Origin of the sequence: Moritella marina ATCC 15381, assembly GCF_008931805.1 — a bacterium.
GTDB classification, from domain to species: Bacteria; Pseudomonadota; Gammaproteobacteria; order Enterobacterales; family Moritellaceae; genus Moritella; species Moritella marina.
Genome location: NZ_CP044399.1, coordinates 108,087 through 130,587 on the forward strand (window position 1 = coordinate 108,087; position 22,501 = coordinate 130,587).

Consider the following 22,501-nt stretch of genomic DNA (forward strand, 5'->3'; position numbering starts at 1 on the left):
AATAACTGCTAAGACGGAATAACCACTTCTTTTTTGACAACCTTTCTCGACTTAAACTGCGTCATCGCCACACCTGTCAATACCAATCCTCCGCCAATAAACTGCTCACTCGATAGCTGTTCATTAAGAATGAAAGTTGCCATGATTGCAGTAAATACTGGTAATAGATTCATGAACATGGCCGATTTATCTGCGCCGAAGTGTTGAATACTCTGCATCCATAACCAAGTGGCTAAGATTGACGTCGGTATTGCGGCATATAATACTAGCGGTAATGATTCAGTAGTTAGGCTGACTTGACCGTGGTACGTCAATACTGGTAATAAGATGATTACTGCAAATACCATCTGCACATACAGCGCGATCCAGTTATTAAACGGTAGGCGCCAGCGTTTAAGTAATACGCCGTATAGTGAGTAACTACAAGCAGCAATGAGCATGTAAGTATCACCAATATTAATACCTTCCGATAACAAGTTACTGATGTTACCGTGACTTAGCATATACACTAAACCTGTCAGCGAAATCATCGCACCAAACAAGGCTTTTTTAGTTAATGTCAGCGCGAGTATCGGTACGCTAAACATCAAGCTTAGCAAAGGGACTAAAGCAAAAATCAGCGTCATGTGGGTCGCTGTTGTTGTCGCTGCGGCAAAGTAGGCGAGGGATTGATTAATCGCCATGCCCAGTAAGGCAAGGAATGCTAACTTAGCTAAATAAGGCTTAATGGCATGGCGTTTTTTCCATACCGGTTTGATTAAAAAAGGCGTTAAAGTAATTAAGGCGATGAACCAACGATAGAAAGAAATCGTTTCGGGTGCGATCACATTGGTCGATAAAATATTAACAATCGAATTGCCTGACCAGATGATAACCGTGAATAGCGGGAGTAAAAAGTACATGGGATCTGCTTACGTATAAAAAGAAGATTGTAGCAGAGAATATAATGTAATTTATAGAGAATAAACCAAGGTGACGTAATGAGATAGAATCATCACCTTGGTTCAGCGTTATTTGCGGATTTTATTACCTAGTACGCTATTCTTACTGTGCTAGCGTTTTTTGCGACACGCGCTTCTTAACTACTGTTTCATTAAACACCAATGACAATACAATAATGCTGCCACCGAGTGCCAATTTAACTAAGTCAGCATCACGATTCCAAATCACTAAGTTAACCAATAAACCTAATGGTACCAGTACGTTATTCATCGCCGCTAAGGTACCTGCATTCACCAGACAAGCGCCTTTATTCCACATGAAGTAACCTAAACCTGAAGCGATAATGCCAAGGTAAGTTAATACGCCCCATTGTGTTGTGGTCGTGGGCATTTTTTCAGTGCTACCCAATAGCATAAATGCGATTGCAGCTACCAGGAATGCGCCAATATAAAACAGACCAAATACGTCACGATGTTTCACATCTTTTAACTCGTTTTCAGATAATTTCTTGTAAGCCACTTGGCCAATCGCCATGGCAATATTCGCGCCTTGCACTACTAAAAAACCAATGACAAAACCTTCGTTAATGCCTGCATATTTAATTACCACAGCACCGAGTACAGCGATAAGCGCAGTACCTAAATACCAAGGGCTGAAGCGTGAATGTAATAAGTCATCAATTAAGGTTACATAGATAGGCGTGAATACCGTAAATAGCAGTACCTCAGGCACAGATAGCAATAGGAATGACTGGTAATAGAAACCATACATCACGCCAAGTTGACAAGCACCAATGGCCATGACTTTAATAATGGTCGAGCGAGCGAGGTTGCCCAGGCGTAAAAATGGGATGAAGACCAACATCGCTAAACCGATACGGAATAATACCGAGAACCAAGCATCAACCTGACCGGATAAATAAACGCCGATAAGACTAAATGAAAAAGCCCATACTAAATTTGTAATGATTAAAAAATGCATTCCGTTACCTTAATTAATGGATGTCAGCAGAGTTAACGACGATTGCCGAAAATAGTGACTAGAGTTTATATTTTGCTTGGTTTACATTACAGACTTGTGTTTTAAATTTGCGATTTTGATTTACGTCAGAGTAATAAATGAGCATGTGTAAGTTGTGAATACGGGTATATTTAATGTTGATATAATTAATATTAGCTGTTTATTTTCTAATATCGAGATCGTTAAAATGATGAAATTAAGTGCTTTATTACCTTTAACTTTGCTGGTGGCGTTTAACTCTGCTGCGAGTGTGGTTGTAAATCCTATTTTCCAGTTAGAGGCCAAACCTGACATTGGCGAAATGGTAACGTCATCTACCGCGGAACTGTGCGAAGTTGCTAAGGGCTCTGTCGATTACCTTAATTTGGGTGAAAATTATGATCCCGGTATTATCACCGCTGGCATAACCGCGCAATTTGGTGGCGATTTAGACCGCGTAAAACGTACCCTTAATTTTATTTGCCAAGTCGAGCAAGAAGATAAGTTAGCGGATACTGAAAGCCGTCTCATGGATGCCGATTTTATTGCAGAGCACTTTGACGTGATCCGCTGGATGCCAGATAAAACCCAAGCGCAAGGCTTTGCTAAAGATAAACCGCTGTTGAAAAATATCCCCGACGATAAGATTCTACTGACCAAATATTATATTAAACTCGCGAAAGGGACCGCGAAGCAAACGCCTGAAACCCCTTATGCGTTATACGCCATTCCGAATGATGAAAAAGATCTCTCGCTCGAGCAAGCCAATGCAGACCCGAGTTTGACCCGTCATCAACTGACCAAACAAGATGTCATCACCGGCATTTTGGATAAAGATAAATTAGCCCAGCCGATGGTGTGGCTATCGCGTTATGATTTAGAAGATTCGTTAATGCAGGGGACTGTAAAAGTCGATATTTCTAATAAAAATAGCCCAGTAATTACCAGTCAATTCTTTAATGTACACCGTAATAACGGCATTGGTTATAAACGTAATTTAAAGAAAGAACAGCAGGGACGTTATTGGTACTTTAAGAAAACCGAGTCGGTTATGGGCTATGGTAAAGATGCTAATTATAAGATCCCTGTTTATCCATTAGTCACAGTCGCAGGCGATTTAGCGCATCTGGGCTTAGGCAAGTTAATCATGTTGACCCACAATGGCGAAAGTCGTTTAACCGTCTTAGCAGACACGGGCGGGGCGTTTGAAAATAACCAATACCAGCTCGATTATCTTGGTGGGTACTTCAAAAACTGGGATGACTACATTAATACCTACAGGACATTCCCTGATTATTTTGAAGCTAGAATATTATTGCTGAAAGATAAAACCTAAACATAGACCCCACCCTAGCCCTCCCCTTGAAGTAAAGGGAGGGAATTAAAAGAAAGTGCAGTCTGTGCTTGTTTTGGTTCTTGCACTTGCTCCTCCCCTTTTTCAAGGGGGAGGCTGGGAGGGGGTCTGTGGTTAAACGCAAAAAACCAGCCGAAGCTGGTTTTTTCATATTAACTGACTTTCTATTTTAACTGATAACTCATTCTATAATAATGCGTGTCTAACGATTATTAGAACTGGTTCATCGTGTTATCTTCGCCGCCAGCTTTCAATGCTGCATCACCAGCAAAGTATTCTTTATGGTCATCGCCCATGTCAGAACCAGCCATGTTTTGATGCTTAACACACGCAATCGATTGACGGATTTCTTTACGTTGAACACCTTTAACATAACCCAGCATACCTTGGTCACCGAAGTACTCTTTCGCTAGGTTATCCGTTGATAGCGCAGCTGTATGGTAAGTCGGTAATGTGATTAAGTGATGGAAGATACCCGCTTCACGTGCTGAGTCAGCTTGGAATGTACGGATCTTCTCATCTGCTTGAGCTGATAATTCTGTCGTATCATATTTCTCGTTCATCAAGTCTGCACGGTCATATGCTGACACGTCTTGACCTGCTTCAACCATGATATCAAAGATTTGTTGACGGAAGTTAAGCGTCCAGTTGAATGATGGCGAGTTGTTGTAAACAAGTTTCGCATTTGGTACTACTTTACGGATCTCATTTACCATCGCACCGATTTGACCAACGTGTGGTTTCTCAGTTTCAATCCATAATAAATCAGCGCCGCCTTGTAGTGATGTAATGCAATCAAGTACACAACGTGCTTCACCCGTGCCTTCTTTAAATTGGAACAAGTTACTTGGTAGGCGTTTAGGACGTAATAATTTACCGTCTTTCTTGAGAATAACATCGCCATTACCGAGTTCTGCTTGTGTGATCTCATCACAATCAAGGAATGAATTATATTGGTCACCAAGGTCACCCGGTTCATTCGTTACAGCAATTTGTTTGGTTAGACCTGCGCCTAATGAATCAGTACGTGCAACGATAACACCGTTGTCGATACCTAGCTCTAGGAATGCATAACGCACAGCATTGATTTTCGCTAGGAAATCTTCATGTGGTACGGTTACTTTACCGTCTTGGTGACCGCATTGTTTTTCATCAGATACTTGGTTTTCAATTTGGATACAACATGCACCGGCTTCAATCATTTTTTTAGCAAGTAGGTAAGTTGCTTCTGCGTTACCAAAGCCCGCATCGATATCAGCAATGATTGGCACAACGTGCGTTACGTGGTTATCGATCTTGTCTTGTGTTGCAGTAACTTTAGCTGAATCGCCGGCATCTCTTGCCGCGTCTAGTTCACGGAATAAACCGCCTAATTCACGCGCGTCTGCTTGACGAAGGAAAGTGTATAGTTCTTCGATGAGTGCTGAAACAGATGTTTTTTCATGCATTGATTGGTCTGGTAGTGGACCAAACTCAGAGCGTAATGCAGCAACCATCCAACCTGAAAGGTAAAGATAACGACGGTCAGTGTTGTTTTCAAAATGTTTCTTAATAGAAATCATTTTTTGTTGACCGATAAAACCATGCCAGCAACCTAAAGACTGCGTGTACAGTGAAGAATCATTATCGTAGTTCTCCATATCTGCACGCATAATGTCTGCCGTATACTGTGCAATTTCAATACCTGTTTTAAAACGGTTTTGAGCACGCATACGCGCTGTATATTCTGGGTTAATTGCAGCCCATTTAGAACCTTGTTCAGCTTTTAACGTAGCTACCGCATCGATATCAGTGTTGTATGTTGACATAGCAAATCCCTTACAGTTATCAAATGATGATTAATTAAATTGCAACGCAGCGACTAAAGCCTTTTATTCGTTTGCGTTTTGATGAGTTAATATTAAACGATCAATTGATATTTAGTTAGTTTATAATTTTTATAGTCGTCATTCACATTGTGAATACCGGTAGCTGTTAATTTGCCTTATTTATGGTGTATTCTGGTTGAAGTGGTTAGATATTGGCTGTAAGTGACGGTGTGTCAGATTTTTGTGGCTTAATTAGTGTTGTCTCATTAATGTTTTATTAATTTTTTATTGTAGGTATTTATTTTATGAATATATCAGGGATTGATCTTAATTTATTGATTTACTTCGATGTTCTACTGCGTGAAAAGAACGTTACCCGCGCGGCGAGTATGCTTAATATTACCCAACCAGCAATGAGTAATGGTTTACGCCGATTACGGACTCTGCTGGACGATCCTGTTTTAGTTCGCACCTCTGGCGGTATGACCCCGACTGAAAAGGCGCGTAAATTAGCCCCGGTGATCAGAAAGCTATTACTCGAACTTGAAGAAGCCTTACAAGAAGAAAAAGAATTTGATCAAAGTAGTCATCGGGTGTTTCGTATCATGGCCAGTGACTATGCCGAATCGACGCTGATCCCACGACTGCTGAGTAAGTTAAGTAAAGTCGCGCCAAACATGACGGTCGATATTATGACGCCGTCTGATGTGACCTTCCATGATGTAGAGGAAGGCAAGATTGATATGGCGATCAACCGTTTTGATGAATTACCACAATCGTTTTATCAAAAAACCTTATGGCATGATTCATTTACCTGCATGATGAATGCAGACAATCCGATCGTAAATAAATTTAATTTGAATCATTACTTAGCATCAAAACACGTGTGGGTATCGAAGACTGGTTTTGGCGTTGGTGTGGGCATGAATCCACATGATGTGCAAAAATTAGGTTGGGTTGATGAAGCATTAAATCGTTTAGGCAAGAAACGTGATATTAAGGTATTTACCCGTAACTATAATGTCGCGATGCAATTGGCGCTGCAAGATGAATTGATTGCTACATTACCGACGCAGGCTGCGCTTATTCATGAAAATAACAGTGATTATACTCTGCTTGAACCACCATTTCCGATCCCTAATATTGAATTAAAGATGATCTGGAGTCCGCTATTACATCATGACGCCAGCCATATTTGGTTCCGTCAGCTAGTGCTTGAAGCGGCAACGGAGCTACGTGCTGACAATAAATAGATGCAGACAATAATAGTTGCAGTTATTTAGTCAGTACTGGAACCCTTGTTAGCACTTATAAAATAAGTTAATACTGTTGGATCTCTAAGCTGCTAATGACGTGGTGGCCATCTGTGACTTGCTGGCTAAGCTGATACATAGCATTGGCAAGTTGGTCGATGGCTATCGGCTTTTGCTGCTTTAATAGCGGCAAAGGTAGCAGAGATAATATGGCTAGTGGGTAATAAGCGACAGCTTCCATTAATCTGAATTCGTCACGCTTACCGTGTAACAGTGTTGGCTGATAAAGGTATAGTGCGGTAAGCGGTAATTGACGTAATAACTGCTCTGTTTCGCCTTTAGTTTGTAAGTAACTACTTGCTGATTTAGCATTGGCACCAACAGCACTGATGACATGTAGTTGCGCCTTGGTATTCGTTGCTACCCAAGTACCAAAGTTAACAATATAGTCTTTATCTACTTGTCTGAATGCGGCTAATGAACCAGCCTTTTTACGCGTTGTACCTAGGCAACAGTAAGCACAATCAATCTCAGCGGCTATGTCATTGGTGATGTCTAGCGTATTAAACTGGGCTAAATCAAGCGTAAACTCGGTGACTTTATCGAGGTGTGCAAAAGCGGTTTTGCGATAATGGACAACATAGATATTCTCAACAGTCGGTTCATTGATTAACTGCTGCATTAATTGATTGCCTGTTGCGCCTGTAGCACCAACAATAATGACGTTTTTCATGGAGCTTCCTTTATGAATGTCCGGTGTAATTACCATTGGTGTTATTAACTTGGGCGTAATGAAGAATGGTGCTATAAATCGCTAAGCTTACAGCTCTGCGCCGTATTGTGATTCCATCCAGCCTTCTAAGATAATCATTGCTGAAGCACTATCAATCGCGCCTTTTTGTAGGGCTTTAAAACCGCCTTCTTCAAATAAACGAGCTTTGGCATCTTTGGTTGTTAGACGTTCGTCATGCATTTCTGTTTTAACATTAAAACGACCGGTTAAGCGGTTAGCGAACTTGATTGCACGCTTGGTGATCTCTTGTTCGGTACCGTCCATGTTAAGTGGTTTACCAACGATAACAAGATCCGGTTGCCATTCTTTAATTTGTTGCTCGATCAAATCCCAATCTGGAATACCGTCATTGGCTTTAAAAGCCACAAGCGGGCGGGCTGTGCCAGTGATCTCTTGGCCAACAGCAATACCAATACTTTTTGTTCCGAAATCAAAACCAAGTAAGGTTCTTTGTCCGCTTTCTGCGTTACTCATATTCTTCTCCGTAGGCACTTTTAATTACTTAGATTAAGCGTGTCCTACCTGACTAGATAATTGGCTGACGTCGATACCTATTTTCTGCACGGCCTGTTCCCAACGTTGGTGTACGGGCACGTTAAATAGAATATTTTCGTCGGCATTAATGGTTAACCAACTGTTGTCTGCTATTTCTTGCTCTAACTGGCCTTTAGTCCAACCGGAATAACCTAACGCGACGATGTAATTGTCAGGTTGTTTGTTGGTGCCTAGTGTGGCTAATACATCAAGTGATGACGTGATCATCAATTCATCATTGATTTGTAAACTCGAGCTAAAACCTGGATAGGCAGTATGTAATACAAAACCACGGTCTTCAGATACGGGACCGCCTTTAAATACCGGCTTGTCGATGGCTTGTTTAGGCTCTGCTGGTGCGGCTGTTTCATCGTCAAGATCAGCTTCAATAGTTTGTGATAACAACTCGTCGATAGAAATATTGACGGGTAGGTTGATGATGATACCCATCGCACCTTCGTTGTTATGCTCACAAATATAGATAACAGAGCGTTCAAAAATACCATCTTTCATGCTTGGCATTGCGATAAGGAAGTGATCTTGTAAAGAGTCCATAGGCCTATCTTTTGTTGTTAGCAGTGAATTTATTATGGCAGACAATCATAGCTTAAGCGGTGAAATTCACGATAAGCTATGATTTATTTTATGCTTTTTTTAAGTTTAGCTTGGCTCTTTATTTGGCTAGTGATTAAAGAGCCGCAGGTAAATTAAGCTTTATTTAAACGTACTTCAATTGCATCCATCAACATGCCTGTGATGCTTACATCATAGGCTGCTTCGATTTCACGAATACAAGTAGGGCTAGTGACGTTGATTTCAGTTAGCTTGTCGCCAATCACGTCTAGGCCAACAAAGATCAGGCCTTTTTCTTTTAACTTAGGACCTAATGCTTTAGCAATTTTCCAATCACTTTCAGACAATGGGCGTGCTACACCACGACCGCCAGCTGCGATATTACCGCGCGTTTCACCACTTGCTGGGATACGAGCTAGGCAATACGGTACTGGTTCACCATCGATTACTAAGATACGTTTGTCGCCATCTTTAATATCTGGGATGAATTTTTGTGCCATGCAGTAACGCGTTTCGTGTTCAGTCAGTGTTTCGATGATCACGCTAACGTTTTTATCTTGTTCGTTAAGACGGAAGATTGATGCGCCGCCCATGCCATCTAATGGCTTTAAGATCACGTCTTTGTGTTCGTTATGGAACGCACGTAATTTGTCTTTACGACGTGTTACTAGCGTTGTTGGCGTGAATTCGCTAAACCATGCTGTGTACAGTTTTTCATTTGCATCACGTAGACTTTGCGGTTTGTTAACGATTAACGTGCCTTCGTCTTCTGCGCGTTCAAGCATGTAAGTAGCGTACACAAATTCAGTATCGAATGGAGGATCTTTACGCATTAATACTACGTCTAAATCTGAAATTAGGTGGTTAGTTTCTTCACCTAGTTCGTACCAGTTTGCTGGGTCTTGTTGTACTTTCAATGAACGAGACGCAGCATATGCACGGCCTTCAAGCATAAATAGGTCTTGCATTTCCATGTAGAAAAGTTCGTAACCACGGTTTTGCGCTTCCATTAACATTGCAAAGCTAGAGTCTTTTTTAATGTTGATGTCTGCAATGGGATCCATCACGATGCCAAGTTTAATTGTCATATTATTTATCCTATCCTAAATCGCCAAAGCGGCATTGTAGTGCGGTGATCGCCGTTAATGCTGCTGTTTCTGTTCGTAATACTCGAGGACCTAATAACGTTTCTTCAAAGTTAAATTGCTCTGTCATGCTGATTTCATCCGCAGATAAACCGCCTTCAGGACCAATCAACAAACGCACGCCATTAGTAGGCTCGGGCAAGGTGTTAATGCTGTATTTTGCGCGTGGGTGCAGATTTAATTTAAGTTCTGTAGTTTGTTCTGCTGCCCAGTCTTTTAACTGTTTTGGTGCTAATACTTGCGGCACGAAGTTACGGCCACTTTGTTCGCACGCAGAAATGACAATTTTTTGCCATTGCTGTACTTTTTTCTCTAAACGTTCGCCAGATAACTTAACACCACAACGCTCACTAAACAGTGGTGTGATGGTTGTTACACCCAATTCGACCGATTTTTGAATGGTGAAATCCATTTTTTCGCCACGCGAGATCGCTTGACCAAGGTGGATCTTTAATGGTGATTCACTGTTAATATCTTGGAATTCGTCAATCTGAACTGTCACTGATTTTTTTGTGGTTTGTTCAATTGTGGCTTGGTATTGGCCACCTTTACCGTTAAATAAAGTGAGCGTATCACCCGTTGTCATGCGTAGTACACGACCAACATGGCCTGCGCCGTCTGGTGATAATTCAAAACTAGAACCTACGATTAGTTCGCCTGATTCGAAGATGCGAGGATGACGCATGCTGGTTACCTTTATTTAAATATGTAGTTAATAAAATGATTATACCCACTTTTTTTATGAGCAGATGAAATTTATCGGCTAACAAAAAAAATAGTTGCTTATGGACGCTGTCTTCGAGGTGATGCTTGTCTCATTTATGCCATCGACAAATTCATCCTAAGGCTAAAAATTGATCCTTTGTTTGTACTAGCAGAGTCAATGCATACTATTTTTAATCGTTTAATGAAGAGCATGTGATGAACAATACGCGAATAATACAACTCATCAATGAGTTTCCATTGCTGGAATTACTGATAGATCTGCAACCGCTGAGTTGGTTTAATCCGAAGGTAACAAGCTATGTCGAGGCTTTACCTTATGTTGGCTTAACCGCGCTTGATGTACAAGATGCCAGTGGTCGCCTATTACGTTTTGCGCCTTTTTTATGTCAGGCATTTCCTGAAACACAAGAACGTAACGGTATTATAGAGTCTCCGTTGCAGGCTATACCCTTGATGCAAGCGGCGTTAGGCAAACACTATCAGGTTGATTTACTTGGTCGCATGATGATTAAACTTGATGCACAATTGCCAATATCAGGCTCAATTAAAGCGCGTGGTGGTATTTATGAAGTACTGCAGCATGCAGAAAAATTGGCGATATCAGCGGGTATATTGCGTGTCGATGATGATTACAATAAAATTAATTCGCCACAATTTAAGTCATTCTTCAGTCAATATAAAATTGCAGTCGGCTCAACAGGCAACTTAGGGTTATCAATTGGTATTATAGGTGCCAGTTTAGGCTTTCAGGTTAGCGTGCATATGTCTGCTGATGCAAGGCAGTGGAAAAAAGATCGCTTGCGTCAGCATGGTGTGAATGTGGTTGAGTATCAATCTGACTACAGTGTTGCGGTTGAACAGGGGCGTGAAGATGCATTGCAAGACCCGTTCTGTCATTTTATAGATGATGAAAGTTCGACGTCGTTGTTCTTAGGTTATGCCGTTGCTGGAGAGCGTTTAAAGCAGCAGTTTGATGAACAAGAGATTCTTGTTGATGCCGAGCATCCGTTATTTGTTTATTTACCTTGTGGTGTTGGTGGCGGCCCTGGTGGTGTTGCGTTTGGTCTTAAATTAGCTTTTGGCGATCATGTGCATTGTATTTTTGCCGAACCGACTCATTCACCGTGTATGTTGTTAGGCGTTTATACTGGGCTGCATGATCAGATCTCGGTGCAAGATCTGGGTATAGATAATGTGACTGCTGCAGATGGTCTTGCTGTTGGTCGTGCTTCGGGTTTTATTGGTAAAGCAATGGAGCGAATGTTAGATGGCTATATCACCTTAACAGATGCTGACATGTATCAGTTATTAGGGCTGATACATGAGACTGAACAGCTTAAATTAGAACCCTCGGCATTGGCTGGCATGCCTGGTATTGTCCATGTGACCAATAATGCTGATTACCTTGCTCGAATGCAACTTGATGATAAATTAGCGAATGCGACCCATTTAGTCTGGGCTACTGGCGGTGGCATGGTGCCAGAGTCGGAAATGACTGCTTATTTACAACAAGCTAAAAGCTGAGCATTTTTATATATGATCTGTTAAATTCAACGACGGCCTCTTAGGACTCGGTTTTGTTTATAATGGATATGTATTAGTAATGGAATTAACATTTGGCAGTCATAAAAAATTTAGCGGTAGTCAATTAGCCAATCTGGATACTTTTGTTAAAGCAGCGCAGTACGGCTCATTTACCCAAGCGGCGGAGGTTTTGTGTCTCACCCCAAGTGCCGTGAGTCATCGCATTGCCAAATTGGAGCAAGAGCTGGGGTTTAAGCTGTTTCATCGTTTGCATAAACAGCTTAAATTGACGGGCGAGGGGGCGCGTTTATGCCGCAGTTGCGAGCAATTGTTTACGGCGTTGGATGAAGAGCTGAATGATATTCGTAGTAATGAACTTTCTGGTCGTTTGACCATTTATGCCCGACCGTCTATTTCACTGTGCTGGTTGGTGCCACGGATCCATGACTTTCACCGCCAATATCCGGCTATTCAGCTGGATATTCTTACCGGTAATGATGATATTAATTTTCAAACCGAATTTATTGATGTTGCGCTTTATTATACCTCGGGGCCTTTTCCGGGATTATCCAACATTGAACTCATGTCAGAAGAAGTCACTCCTGTCTGTTCTCCGGCTTATGCTGAGTTACACAACCTAATTGATAACCCCGACAATATTCGTCATTGCAGTTTATTGCATGATTGTAAAGCTTGGCCACAGGCGGCTTATAATGCCGAATGGTTAGACTGGGTGGAGCGTCATCAAATAAGTGGGGTTAATTATAATCGCGGTTTAAGTTTTGATCGCTCTGATTTGGCAATGGTCGCTGCGATCAATAATGCTGGCTTGGCGATTGGCCGTAAGCGTCTAGTCGATAAACATTTACGCAGTGGTGAGTTAATCGCGCCCTTTCCTGGGCTTATCAGCCCTGCCACGTATCAATATCACGCGGTATATAGCGCAGACATAACACCTAACCCGCGCGTTAAGGTGTTATTAGCTTGGTTACAACAGCAGGCTGAAAAGTTTCAATGATGTGGTTAGCGCAGCGTAACGCCATTATTTAGGTCGATAAGTTTACTTAGTACTTTATCACCGTCCATACGAATACCGTTGTGTTCGAACTCTGACGTTAACCAGTATTTGAGGTTATTAACACGCGCGGCGGTTTCTAGGCTGTATTGCATTTCTACATACATGTCTTCGCTATAGATAGCTGCTGCCACTGGTACTTGGTTGTTTTTAAGGACATCAAGATCGTAAAGATCTGACCAATCTTGTTTACCAGCCAACTGTTGCGCCGCTGCTTGCAGTGGTTTTAAGTTATTAAACTGCTCGAACATCCATGGGTAAATCATCTCGCCAGTGAATAAGAACGGCTGGCCCGGTTGATAATTAAATTCATCATAATCAGCACGCACAGTATGCGCAGCCCAGTTTGATGCTTGTTGCTGACAATAGATAGATTCATGCAGCACGGCAAAAATCGGGTTGGTATTAAAATCAAGGAACTGACAGAACTGCGCTAAGAACAGTGGATTAACTTGTGTGCCACTTGGCGTACTCATAAGAGCTTGTTCAAGTAAATAATAAACCGCTTCAGGGCCTTCTTCCATGCCAATATTAACGCCAAGCAGTTGCAACATTTCAACAGTCAATTTCTCGCCTGTGGCAAGATAAGTATCGTGTTCGATAATGTGCGTTGCTAGTGCAGTGACAAGATCTTGCGCGTCACTAAAACGGTTAAAGAAGTCGTTATTTTTTGCGAGTACACGTTTATAAGTTGCTTGGTAAACTTCGGTAGCAGGACGTGTTAATGAAGGTAATCCGCCAGTCACAAAAGCTTGTGTTAGCCCTTCTGGCGCGGCAGTTAAATAACGTAATACACAGAAACCACCAAAGCTTTGGCCAATAATACTCCAGGTATTAAACGGTGATAATTGTGCGCGTATCGCTTCAGCATCACGGACAATATTATCAGCACGGAAATGGGTGAGGTAGTTAGCTTGTTCACTTGGTGTTAAGTGCGCAAGACTCACTGAGCTTATCGGTGTTGATAACCCTGTACCACGTTGATCTAACAGCAATACGCGATATTCTTGTAATGCCCGCTTGATCCAGCCGCCATTAGCCATTGGACGTACAGCGCCAAAGCCAGGACCACCTTGAAAATAGACCAAATATGGGAGGTCTTGATCTTGTTTATTTGGCGCGACGAGTTCACGTACAAAGACGTTAATGCTGTCACCGTCAGGCTTGTTGTAATCAAGCGGTAAGGTAAATGTGTGCTTTTGTGCAACTAAGCCGCTTAATGTGAGATCAATTTTCATGGCAATCCTTTGTTCGCAATAAAGTAATTATGTAGGGCATTGTAACCTTAAATTAGCGTTAAGTATTAATGACAGCTAGCAATTTAGGTAATTAAGGAAGGTAGTTATGATGTATAAAGCTTATAAAATTAGCGTTAACTAGGCATTTTTTTTACTAATATATTTATTTTTGCTCTTCATTTTTAGTATTAATTATCGATAATCACTAAAAATTAGATGTTATATTAAAGGTCACTCATGGCGTCGAGTACAATATTTCTTGGTATTTCAACCCAGGTCGGTCATCCAAGTAAAGTGAATATACCGCATGTATTAGCGCAATATAAAGAAAGAAACTGCCGTGTCGCGATTGCTGACGGCAGTGTCATCAGTGGTGTCATCCCTTTTAAGCAGTTATATGCACTACAAAAATGGATTGGTGTTAACTACCAGCGATTACAGCTAGAATGGAATCAGGTTAGTTAATTTATAGACCTGCATCTACCGACCTAGTTACCATAATCCACGATCTAAACAGGCAGATTTTACCACTCGGTTTTCGTTACCTTGTAAGCTTTCGATTAACTGAGTGCGTCGACATTCGCTTGCCGTTACCGGATATTGTTTATCCCAGGCTTGCAATTCACGTTTCTGTCTACCTATTTTGTATTCAGGATAAACTGATTCCATATACAGATACGCGCGGGCTATTTCACCTTTGGCATAGTTTGGTGGCTGTACTGTTTTGTTGTTAATTTTGATGGGACAGCTGCCGAATTGATTCTTCTCGGCTGATACCTGAGATGCAAAATTATAGTTACTGCGCAGGGCATTTACAGCACCAATAGCTGGATAGAGGTTGTACATATCCGCTTGCATATAACGGTAAGGGATATTTACTTTCTCGGCACAACGGCGGCCTTTAAAGTGCTTACCTTTGCTGTTCACACAGACGCTATTACCTTCACGCCATTCACTAAAATTACGCCCGAAGTTCTCCGCAGGTACAACATGTTCCCATTCTACTTTTGCTTGACGCTTTACATGCTTTGTTGATGTAAAGCCATTGTGATCAGTGATCTGCTTTTTTTTATTAAAATCGGCCTGACAATAGATAGTCAGTTTCGGTACTTGTGTATAAATCTCTCGTTCAAGCATTTTTTTGGCTTTGCTAAAAGATTGGTTAGTTTGATTGCCGTTGTCAGATGCATAGGAGAATGAAGGGATTAATAATGTGGTTGATATAACCATAATAGTGAGTTGTTTTAACATTACAGGCTGCTCCAATGTAATAATTCAACATTGTAGCACAGCTAAAACAAGGCGATAGGATCGTGAAGTGGGGATGAATTTGCGTGTGACTATTTTTACGTACGACTGTTTTTATATGCAAGAGTTTAATGCGTTCGATAGGTGATCTAGATTAGATATTATCAAGATATAATAATGCAGGATAAAGCGAGGGGTAAAAATCAGGCATAAAAAAAGAGCAGAGGATAAAACAACTGCTCTTTAGATTCGAGTTCGAGGTGATTAGTTAGCGCGAGAGGCCGCGTAACGCACTGCGATATCTGAATCTAATAACATTTTTTCTTTTAACACACCGGATTTTGCCATGAAAATACGTTGAGAAATTGATAAAGCATTCAGATCAAGACTACGAGCAATTTGCTCTGCTTGACTGGTGTTGCGCTTTAAAACTGCTGTTATCAGTTTTTCCATTTCATAATCGGTTGATTTCGCAGTATCTAACGTGTGAGTCATAACCTAACTTCCTAATCACAATGGTATGTATAGGGTTATTTTATCTGATGAAATTAGATAAATACACCTATATAAGTTAATTTTTCAGATTATTATCAAACAAGTTGTCACTTCTTCAGGCTTAAGTTAACTTATTGTTATTAAATATGATTTAATATTTTATGGTTAAACTTTTCTTGCATAAACGACAAATATATTTGATATTATCACGCATAATTTTATTATGACGTCGAATCGTGAGTTGATGGTCTGTGCACTGACAAACATAGGTAAAAGTTTTGCCTTTCACACTGGCGACATCGTACTGGTGTGTCGTTTTGGCTGCGAGATCAAATATTTGATTCATTATTTGCTGCCATTCTTTACCGTGTGGTTTAGTCCGACCATAAAGTTGATACGTTAATAGATGGGCGACTTCATGTGGGACGGTATGCGTTATAAAGTGTTGTTGGTTTTCTTGCAATAAAATGGCATTAAAACGTAATTCATTGGTTTGTAATCTGGCACTACCGGCTGCTTTTCCACGTTGCTTGAAATTAATAATGGGGCGGGGGAACGTTTGGTTTAAGCGTTCTTCGGCTTGCTGATAACAGGCGGCGATCTTGTCTAATACTAATTGTTCTAGCATTTGGGCTGTTGAATTTACTTGTTTTAAGTCGTTAGACATTATCGATATCTATAAAAAAGGCGCTTTGGTTAAATTACCAAAAGCGCCTCTCACTGTCTAATTAAACTGTCTAATTAAAAGTGATTAAAGACCTGCTGCATCACGTAGGATTTCAGCTTTATCTGTCGCTTCCCAAGAGAATTCACTACGACCGAAGTGACCATAAGCAGCCGTGTTTTGGTAAATAGGGCGTTTAAGATCTAGCATTTCGATTAGACCGTGTGGACGTAATTCGAAATGTTCGCGAACCAGTTTAGTCAGTAGTTCTTCACTTACTTTACCAGTGCCGAATGTTTCAACAGAAATTGATGTTGGTTCAGCAACACCGATCGCGTAAGAAACTTGGATTTCACAACGGTCAGCTAGGCCAGCCGCTACGATGTTTTTAGCTACATAACGTGCTGCGTATGCTGCTGAGCGATCTACTTTTGATGGATCTTTACCAGAGAATGCGCCGCCACCGTGACGAGCCATGCCGCCGTATGTATCAACGATAATTTTACGACCAGTTAGACCACAATCGCCTACTGGGCCACCGATAACAAAACGGCCAGTTGGATTGATGAAGAATTTAGTGTCTTTCGTTAACCATTGCTCAGGTAGTACTGGCTTGATGATTGTTTCCATCACAGCTTCAACAAGGTCTGCTTGTTTGATATCTTCAGAATGCTGAGTTGAAAGCACAACAGCATCGATACCTACAATTTTACCGTCGTCATAAGCAAATGTGATTTGGCTTTTTGCATCAGGGCGTAGCCAAGGTAGTGTGCCACTTTTACGCACTTCGGCTTGGCGTTTCACCAGTTTGTGAGAGTAAGTAATAGGTGCAGGCATTAACTCTTCAGTTTCATTGTTTGCATAACCAAACATTAAACCTTGGTCACCAGCGCCTTGTTCTAGTGGGTCATCACGGTCAACACCTTGATTAATATCAGGAGACTGTTTACCAATTGTGTTTAATACAGCACAAGAATCAGCGTCAAACCCCATTTCTGAGTTTATGTAACCGATTTCACGAACTGTTTTACGTGTGATCTCTTCAATATCAACCCACGCGTCAGTCGTTACTTCGCCGCCAACCATAACCATACCGGTTTTAACATAAGTCTCACAGGCTACGCGTGCTTTCGGGTCTTGAGCGATGATTGCATCAAGTACAGCATCGGAGATTTGGTCTGCAATTTTATCAGGATGACCTTCTGATACTGACTCAGAGGTAAACAAATGTTTAGCCATGGTTTTAATTCTCTCTTTATTTAAACACAAGCGACGTAATATACGTTCATATGTGTAGAAGTTTTAACATCTAGACGGCTATTCTAATCTATTTTGGCAGTATTAAGATAGACCCTAGGCCACATTTATTATTAAATTGTTTAAATTTACTGTTTTCAGCGGAATTTTATTTATGTATATATGTTATAAACAGCAAATATGCAGTAGCATAGTACGAAAGTATTAAAAGTATGAAGTGGCGGCAGTTTTTTAACTGAAAATAAATAATCGCTTACTATCATTAAATGTAATTACGCTCATTTGCTATTGGGAAGAATAAAGTGTCATTGAAAAAATCATTAGTTATCACTGCCGGATTACTTGCTAGCTTTACTAGTTTTACTAGTGCTGCATCAAACGTTTCGCTTGCCTTTAATAACGACAATATTGTTCTGGGTTATGATGTTGAAATGCAAGAAGCACTTAAAATTAAAGGTGACTTCCTACAGACTATCGATAATGGTTATACTGTTGATACTGGTCTTTATGCGTTCCAAGATGCAGGTGCGACATTCTTTGAGCTTGGTGCTAAAGCAATGCGAATGGATAATGATAATGGCGATGGCTATGCATTGGCATTTGGTGGCTTAGGTGGTTTACGCCTTACTGAAGAATTTAGCTTAGAAGCTGAATTTCATTACAGCCCTGAAATCCTTGCGTTTGGTGATACTGAAAACTATTCTCAGTGGGTTTTCCGTGCTAGTTATGCATTAATACCAACAGCAACTTTATTTGCTGAGTATAACTACACAACGGTTGAATACGAGAAAATGCCAGAAGAACGTCTAACAAGTGACTTTCTATTTGGTTTAGCTTGGGTATTCTAAGTATTTAAACTTAGCATCTAGTCGCTTGTTAAATAATATCGAGCTACTAGCACGTACAAAAGCACCTAATAGGTGCTTTTGTTGTTTCTGAGATACAGGCTGTCACTTAGTTCACGCTCCTAGGAGTTGTTACTGCAATATCTTTTCTTTGTCATCGATAACGGGTTCTTTAGGTAACGACAGTTTTAATAACTCTGCATAAAGTGGCTTGCCACCGATAGCTTGCGCGACAAACGTCGCGCCAAGGCAGGTGATGAGTAAAGGTAAAATAAGCTCGTAACTGTCGGTCATTTCCACCACTAATACTATCCCTGTAACAGGTGCTCTCACGGTTGCCGCAAATAATGCGCCCATTCCTGCTATTGCATAAACCGTCGGTTCTGCCACAAAGCTAGGGAATAATTCGGCTGCGACCACACCAAAAGCTAAACCAAATAAAGTGCCTAATGTCAGCATCGGGGTGAATACGCCGCCCGGCGCACCAGATGCAAAACAAGCGATGGTGCCAAATAAACGGATCACAAATAGACCCACTAGAATAGCCCAGGTACTGGGTTCTTGGAGCATGCGCACCATCAAGTCTCGACCATTACCCGCGGTATCAGGTGCAAATGACTGTAGTAATGCAAACAAGCAACCAAACAAAATGCCGGTAATAATAATCCGGCTCATCTTATTAGCCTGCTTTCGTTTTAACAGTTTAGTGCTACTGATTATCCAACGATTGAAATAGACACCGATGACCCCAAAAATACTGCCTAATAATAGAAATAACCACAGTGAAGTTAGTGGTGGCACATCAAAGTGGACGAGGGGCATCACGGCATCTTGACCATGTACAGCGCGCATGACAATGGTCGCCATCGCTGCTGCGAGTGTCACACATTTAATCGAAGTCATGTTATAGCGAAAATGCGGACGCATCTCTTCAATCACAAATAAGATACCGGCGAGCGGGGCGTTAAACACGGCGGCAAGACCTGCAGCAGCCCCTGCTGCCACCAGAATGTGGGTAGAATTGGTATAGCGTTTAGCGGTATCGGCAAACATACGACCCACAGTCCCACCGATTTGAATCGCAGGACCAGCACGACCAAAAATCATCCCTGAGGCAATTGCTAATGTACCAGCAACTAATTTTACCGGTAATAAACGTCGCCAACGAATGTCATACATATCATCAAGTGCACCTTCAATATGGGTAATGCCACTGCCAGATGCTTCAGGAGCAAAGCGTAAGGTGAGCCAAAAGGATAAACCCACCATGACACCGCTTAACAACATGATTAACACTACGTTGAGACTCGGCGGCAGGTCTAAAGGATTAAATATTTGCAAGCGTTGGTTATTAGTCCAGAGTATGGCCGCTTCAAATAGGGCGATCATTAAGCCTGTCATTGCGCCGACGAGGGCTGAAATGATCGGTAAGACAATATAGTCATGTTTGGCTGAAAGTAATTTAGGGTTGGTACGGTGCTTACGTAATGCGGTTTTAAAAAATGTGAGACTGGGTGATTTAGCCATTTTCTTGTGCCACCTGTTCGCGTGATAAGAATGCAAATAGCCCGAGTCGAGTTGTAAAAACTAGGTGTTAGCGCAAGGTAATATAGCGGAATTATCGCGTTATTTATTATCGTTGTGTAATAGTTTTTAGTTAAATCGTTGTGGAGGAGCAATGCCAAAGCAGTATAGCGAATAAACAGTTTGGATAGTATTTCTTTTTAGATAGGTAGAATAAAAAAGAATGACGATTAAAAAATATTATTTCGGTATTGCGCTCACATAATTACGAATAAAAGTGCACGTTGAAATTCGTTTGAGTGTTAAAATGCTTTCACTCGAAACCACTTGTGGTTAGCTTAGAATGTAAAAGCGTAATTGCGAAGTATAAATTCGATAAATATAAATAAACTAAAAAAACTTGTTATACATACGATATTTTTATGACAATATAACAGCTTAAAAGTATTTTAAATTAATTTCAGCAGGAGCAAAATATGCCAACTCGTCAAGAGCTAGCGAACGCAATTCGTGCCCTAAGTATGGACGCAGTTCAACAAGCAAATTCAGGCCATCCAGGCGCACCTATGGGCATGGCAGATATTGCCGAAGTATTATGGCGTAAAAATTTAAACCATAACCCAGCAAATCCAAACTGGGTTGACCGTGACCGTTTTATTCTTTCAAACGGTCATGGCTCAATGCTTATTTACTCACTGCTACACCTAACAGGTTATGCATTACCGATTGAAGAATTGAAAAACTTCCGTCAACTGCATTCAAAAACACCAGGTCACCCTGAATATGGTTATGCACCAGGTATCGAAACAACGACTGGCCCGTTAGGCCAAGGTATTACTAATGCTGTTGGTATGGCGATTGCTGAAAAAACATTAGCAGCACAGTTCAACAAACCAGAACATGAAGTTGTTGATCACTACACTTACTCGTTCCTAGGTGATGGTTGCCTAATGGAAGGTATCTCACATGAAGCATGTTCACTTGCTGGCACATTAGGCCTAGGCAAGCTTGTTGCATTCTGGGATGACAACGGTATTTCAATTGACGGCGAAGTAGACGGCTGGTTCACAGACGATACTGTGAAACGTTTTGAAGCTTACGGTTGGCATGTTGTTTCTGTAGATGGTCACAACCCTGCAGAAATCCAAGCAGCTATTGATGCATCTAAAGCTGAAACATCACGTCCAAGCCTTATCTGTTGTAAAACAGTGATCGGTTTTGGTTCACCAAACAAAGAAGGTACGCATGACTGTCATGGTGCTCCTCTAGGTGACGCTGAAATTATCGCAACACGCGAAAAATTAGGTTGGAAACACCCTGCATTCGAAATCCCTGCTGATATCTATTCTGAATGGGATGCTAATGAAGCTGGCGCACAAGCGGAAGCGGCATGGAATGAAAAATTTGCGGCTTATCAAGCGGCATACCCTGAACTAGCTGCAGAATACGCACGTCGTACTTCTGGTGAATTACCAGCGGATTGGGAAACTAAAACGTCTGACTACATTAAGCAGCTACAAGCTGATTCTGCAAAAGTAGCCACACGTAAAGCATCACAAAACTGCATTGAAGAGTTTGGTACATTATTACCTGAACTACTTGGTGGTTCTGCGGATTTAGCGCCATCTAACTTAACAATGTGGTCTGGTACTAAAGCAATCACTGCGGATGACGCATCAGGTAACTACTTACACTATGGTGTACGTGAGTTCGGTATGACTGCAATCATCAACGGTATGTCTCTACACGGTGGCTTCACAGCTTATGGTGCTACATTCCTAATGTTCATGGAATATGCGCGTAACGCAATGCGTATGGCTGCATTGATGAAAGTGCAAAACATTCAAGTTTATACACATGATTCAATCGGTTTAGGTGAAGATGGTCCAACTCATCAGCCGGTAGAACAAATTGCTAGCTTGCGTATGACACCAAACATGAGCGCATGGCGTCCATGTGATTCTGTTGAATCAGCAGTTGCTTGGAAACATGCAATTGAACGTAAAGACGGTCCAACTGCACTTATCTTCAGCCGTCAAGGGCTAGCACCTATGCCGCGTGATGAAGCACAATTAGCAAACGTTGCTAAAGGTGGTTACACACTGGTAGATTGTGATGGCAAACCAGAACTTATCCTTATCTCTACGGGTTCTGAAGTTGAACTTTGTACTAAAGCGGCTGCAGAGCTTACAGCGAAAGGCCGTAAGGTTCGCGTTGTATCTATGCCTGCTACAGACGTATTTGATAAGCAAGACGCAGCATACCGCGAATCTGTTTTACCGTCAGACGTTGTTAAACGTGTTGCGGTTGAAGCGGGTATCGCTGACTTCTGGCACAAATACACTGGCTTTAACGGTGCTATCATCGGCATGACAACATTTGGCGAATCAGCACCAGCTGAGCAACTGTTTGAAATGTTCGGTTTCACTGTTGCTAACGTAGTTGCAACGGCTGAATCACTATAATAATGACTTAAGCATAATACTTGTTATGCTTGATTTAAT

21 protein-coding genes are annotated in these 22,501 nt (G+C 41.4%); 7 read left to right on the plus strand and 14 right to left on the minus strand.

Features of this window, described 5'->3' with window-relative positions:
* Positions 1-8: 8 nt before the first annotated feature.
* Together FR932_RS00610 and FR932_RS00615 are read right to left on the minus strand one after the other, a co-directional pair.
* Positions 9-902, minus strand: a complete 894-nt coding sequence (locus FR932_RS00610) for a DMT family transporter (protein WP_019443260.1) — start codon at positions 900-902, stop codon at positions 9-11.
* Between the two features lie 142 nt (positions 903-1,044).
* The gene (locus tag FR932_RS00615; protein ID WP_019443259.1) at positions 1,045-1,923 is read right to left on the minus strand and encodes a DMT family transporter; all 879 of its coding nucleotides are present in this window, start codon (positions 1,921-1,923) and stop codon (positions 1,045-1,047) included.
* A gap of 226 nt (positions 1,924-2,149) precedes the next feature.
* On the opposite strand from FR932_RS00615, the gene FR932_RS00620 reads away from it, so the two are divergent.
* Positions 2,150-3,277 (plus strand): hypothetical protein, encoded by a 1,128-nt coding sequence (locus FR932_RS00620; RefSeq protein ID WP_240532450.1) that lies wholly within the window; start codon positions 2,150-2,152, stop codon positions 3,275-3,277.
* Between the two features lie 230 nt (positions 3,278-3,507).
* Here the strand turns inward: FR932_RS00620 and FR932_RS00625 are convergent, their stop codons facing one another.
* On the minus strand, positions 3,508-5,103 hold the full coding sequence (locus FR932_RS00625; protein ID WP_151676815.1) for an isocitrate lyase: 1,596 nt from the start codon (positions 5,101-5,103) through the stop codon (positions 3,508-3,510).
* A gap of 305 nt (positions 5,104-5,408) precedes the next feature.
* Between FR932_RS00625 and FR932_RS00630 the strand changes: the two genes are divergently transcribed.
* Positions 5,409-6,356, plus strand: a complete 948-nt coding sequence (locus FR932_RS00630; protein WP_019440728.1) for a LysR family transcriptional regulator — start codon at positions 5,409-5,411, stop codon at positions 6,354-6,356.
* Positions 6,357-6,423: 67 nt separating this feature from the next.
* Here FR932_RS00630 and FR932_RS00635 read toward each other — a convergent pair whose 3' ends face one another.
* From FR932_RS00635 to rsmE, 5 genes are all read right to left on the minus strand, one after another.
* On the minus strand, positions 6,424-7,089 hold the full coding sequence (locus FR932_RS00635; protein ID WP_019440729.1) for a Rossmann-fold NAD(P)-binding domain-containing protein: 666 nt from the start codon (positions 7,087-7,089) through the stop codon (positions 6,424-6,426).
* A gap of 87 nt (positions 7,090-7,176) precedes the next feature.
* Positions 7,177-7,623 carry a Holliday junction resolvase RuvX gene (ruvX, locus tag FR932_RS00640; protein ID WP_019440730.1) on the minus strand — a complete coding sequence of 149 codons (447 nt, stop codon included), beginning with the start codon at positions 7,621-7,623 and terminating at the stop codon, positions 7,177-7,179.
* 33 nt (positions 7,624-7,656) lie between these two features.
* Positions 7,657-8,238, minus strand: coding sequence for a YqgE/AlgH family protein (locus FR932_RS00645; protein ID WP_019440731.1), 582 nt, complete (start codon positions 8,236-8,238; stop codon positions 7,657-7,659).
* A 152-nt stretch (positions 8,239-8,390) separates the two neighbouring features.
* On the minus strand, positions 8,391-9,344 hold the full coding sequence (gshB, locus tag FR932_RS00650; RefSeq protein WP_019440732.1) for a glutathione synthase: 954 nt from the start codon (positions 9,342-9,344) through the stop codon (positions 8,391-8,393).
* Positions 9,345-9,354: 10 nt separating this feature from the next.
* Complete coding sequence (gene rsmE, locus FR932_RS00655) at positions 9,355-10,086, minus strand: 16S rRNA (uracil(1498)-N(3))-methyltransferase (protein ID WP_019440733.1); 732 nt, start codon at positions 10,084-10,086, stop codon at positions 9,355-9,357.
* Positions 10,087-10,322: 236 nt separating this feature from the next.
* On the opposite strand from rsmE, the gene FR932_RS00660 reads away from it, so the two are divergent.
* Positions 10,323-11,651 carry a D-serine ammonia-lyase gene (locus tag FR932_RS00660; RefSeq protein WP_019440734.1) on the plus strand — a complete coding sequence of 443 codons (1,329 nt, stop codon included), beginning with the start codon at positions 10,323-10,325 and terminating at the stop codon, positions 11,649-11,651.
* A gap of 79 nt (positions 11,652-11,730) precedes the next feature.
* Positions 11,731-12,669, plus strand: a complete 939-nt coding sequence (dsdC, locus tag FR932_RS00665; protein ID WP_019440735.1) for a DNA-binding transcriptional regulator DsdC — start codon at positions 11,731-11,733, stop codon at positions 12,667-12,669.
* A gap of 5 nt (positions 12,670-12,674) precedes the next feature.
* On the opposite strand, the gene FR932_RS00670 is transcribed toward dsdC, so the two are convergent.
* Positions 12,675-13,964 carry an alpha/beta fold hydrolase gene (locus FR932_RS00670; protein WP_019440736.1) on the minus strand — a complete coding sequence of 430 codons (1,290 nt, stop codon included), beginning with the start codon at positions 13,962-13,964 and terminating at the stop codon, positions 12,675-12,677.
* A gap of 237 nt (positions 13,965-14,201) precedes the next feature.
* Here FR932_RS00670 and FR932_RS00675 point away from each other — a divergent pair, with 237 nt between their 5' ends.
* Positions 14,202-14,429 (plus strand): DUF4160 domain-containing protein, encoded by a 228-nt coding sequence (locus FR932_RS00675; protein ID WP_019440737.1) that lies wholly within the window; start codon positions 14,202-14,204, stop codon positions 14,427-14,429.
* Between the two features lie 27 nt (positions 14,430-14,456).
* On the opposite strand, the gene FR932_RS00680 is transcribed toward FR932_RS00675, so the two are convergent.
* From FR932_RS00680 to metK, 4 genes are all read right to left on the minus strand, one after another.
* The gene (locus FR932_RS00680; protein ID WP_019440738.1) at positions 14,457-15,215 is read right to left on the minus strand and encodes an endonuclease; all 759 of its coding nucleotides are present in this window, start codon (positions 15,213-15,215) and stop codon (positions 14,457-14,459) included.
* Between the two features lie 261 nt (positions 15,216-15,476).
* A complete protein-coding gene (locus tag FR932_RS00685) occupies positions 15,477-15,707 on the minus strand; it encodes a hypothetical protein (protein WP_019440739.1) in 231 nt (76 codons plus the stop codon).
* Positions 15,708-15,858: 151 nt separating this feature from the next.
* On the minus strand, positions 15,859-16,374 hold the full coding sequence (locus FR932_RS00690; RefSeq protein WP_019440740.1) for a SprT family zinc-dependent metalloprotease: 516 nt from the start codon (positions 16,372-16,374) through the stop codon (positions 15,859-15,861).
* An 84-nt stretch (positions 16,375-16,458) separates the two neighbouring features.
* Positions 16,459-17,610 carry a methionine adenosyltransferase gene (gene metK, locus FR932_RS00695; RefSeq protein ID WP_019440741.1) on the minus strand — a complete coding sequence of 384 codons (1,152 nt, stop codon included), beginning with the start codon at positions 17,608-17,610 and terminating at the stop codon, positions 16,459-16,461.
* 320 nt (positions 17,611-17,930) lie between these two features.
* On the opposite strand from metK, the gene FR932_RS00700 reads away from it, so the two are divergent.
* Positions 17,931-18,476, plus strand: a complete 546-nt coding sequence (locus FR932_RS00700) for a YfaZ family outer membrane protein (protein ID WP_019440742.1) — start codon at positions 17,931-17,933, stop codon at positions 18,474-18,476.
* 129 nt (positions 18,477-18,605) lie between these two features.
* On the opposite strand, the gene clcA is transcribed toward FR932_RS00700, so the two are convergent.
* Positions 18,606-20,000, minus strand: coding sequence for a H(+)/Cl(-) exchange transporter ClcA (clcA, locus tag FR932_RS00705; protein WP_019440743.1), 1,395 nt, complete (start codon positions 19,998-20,000; stop codon positions 18,606-18,608).
* A 473-nt stretch (positions 20,001-20,473) separates the two neighbouring features.
* Here clcA and tkt point away from each other — a divergent pair, with 473 nt between their 5' ends.
* Positions 20,474-22,462, plus strand: coding sequence for a transketolase (tkt, locus tag FR932_RS00710; protein ID WP_019440744.1), 1,989 nt, complete (start codon positions 20,474-20,476; stop codon positions 22,460-22,462).
* Positions 22,463-22,501: the final 39 nt, after the last annotated feature.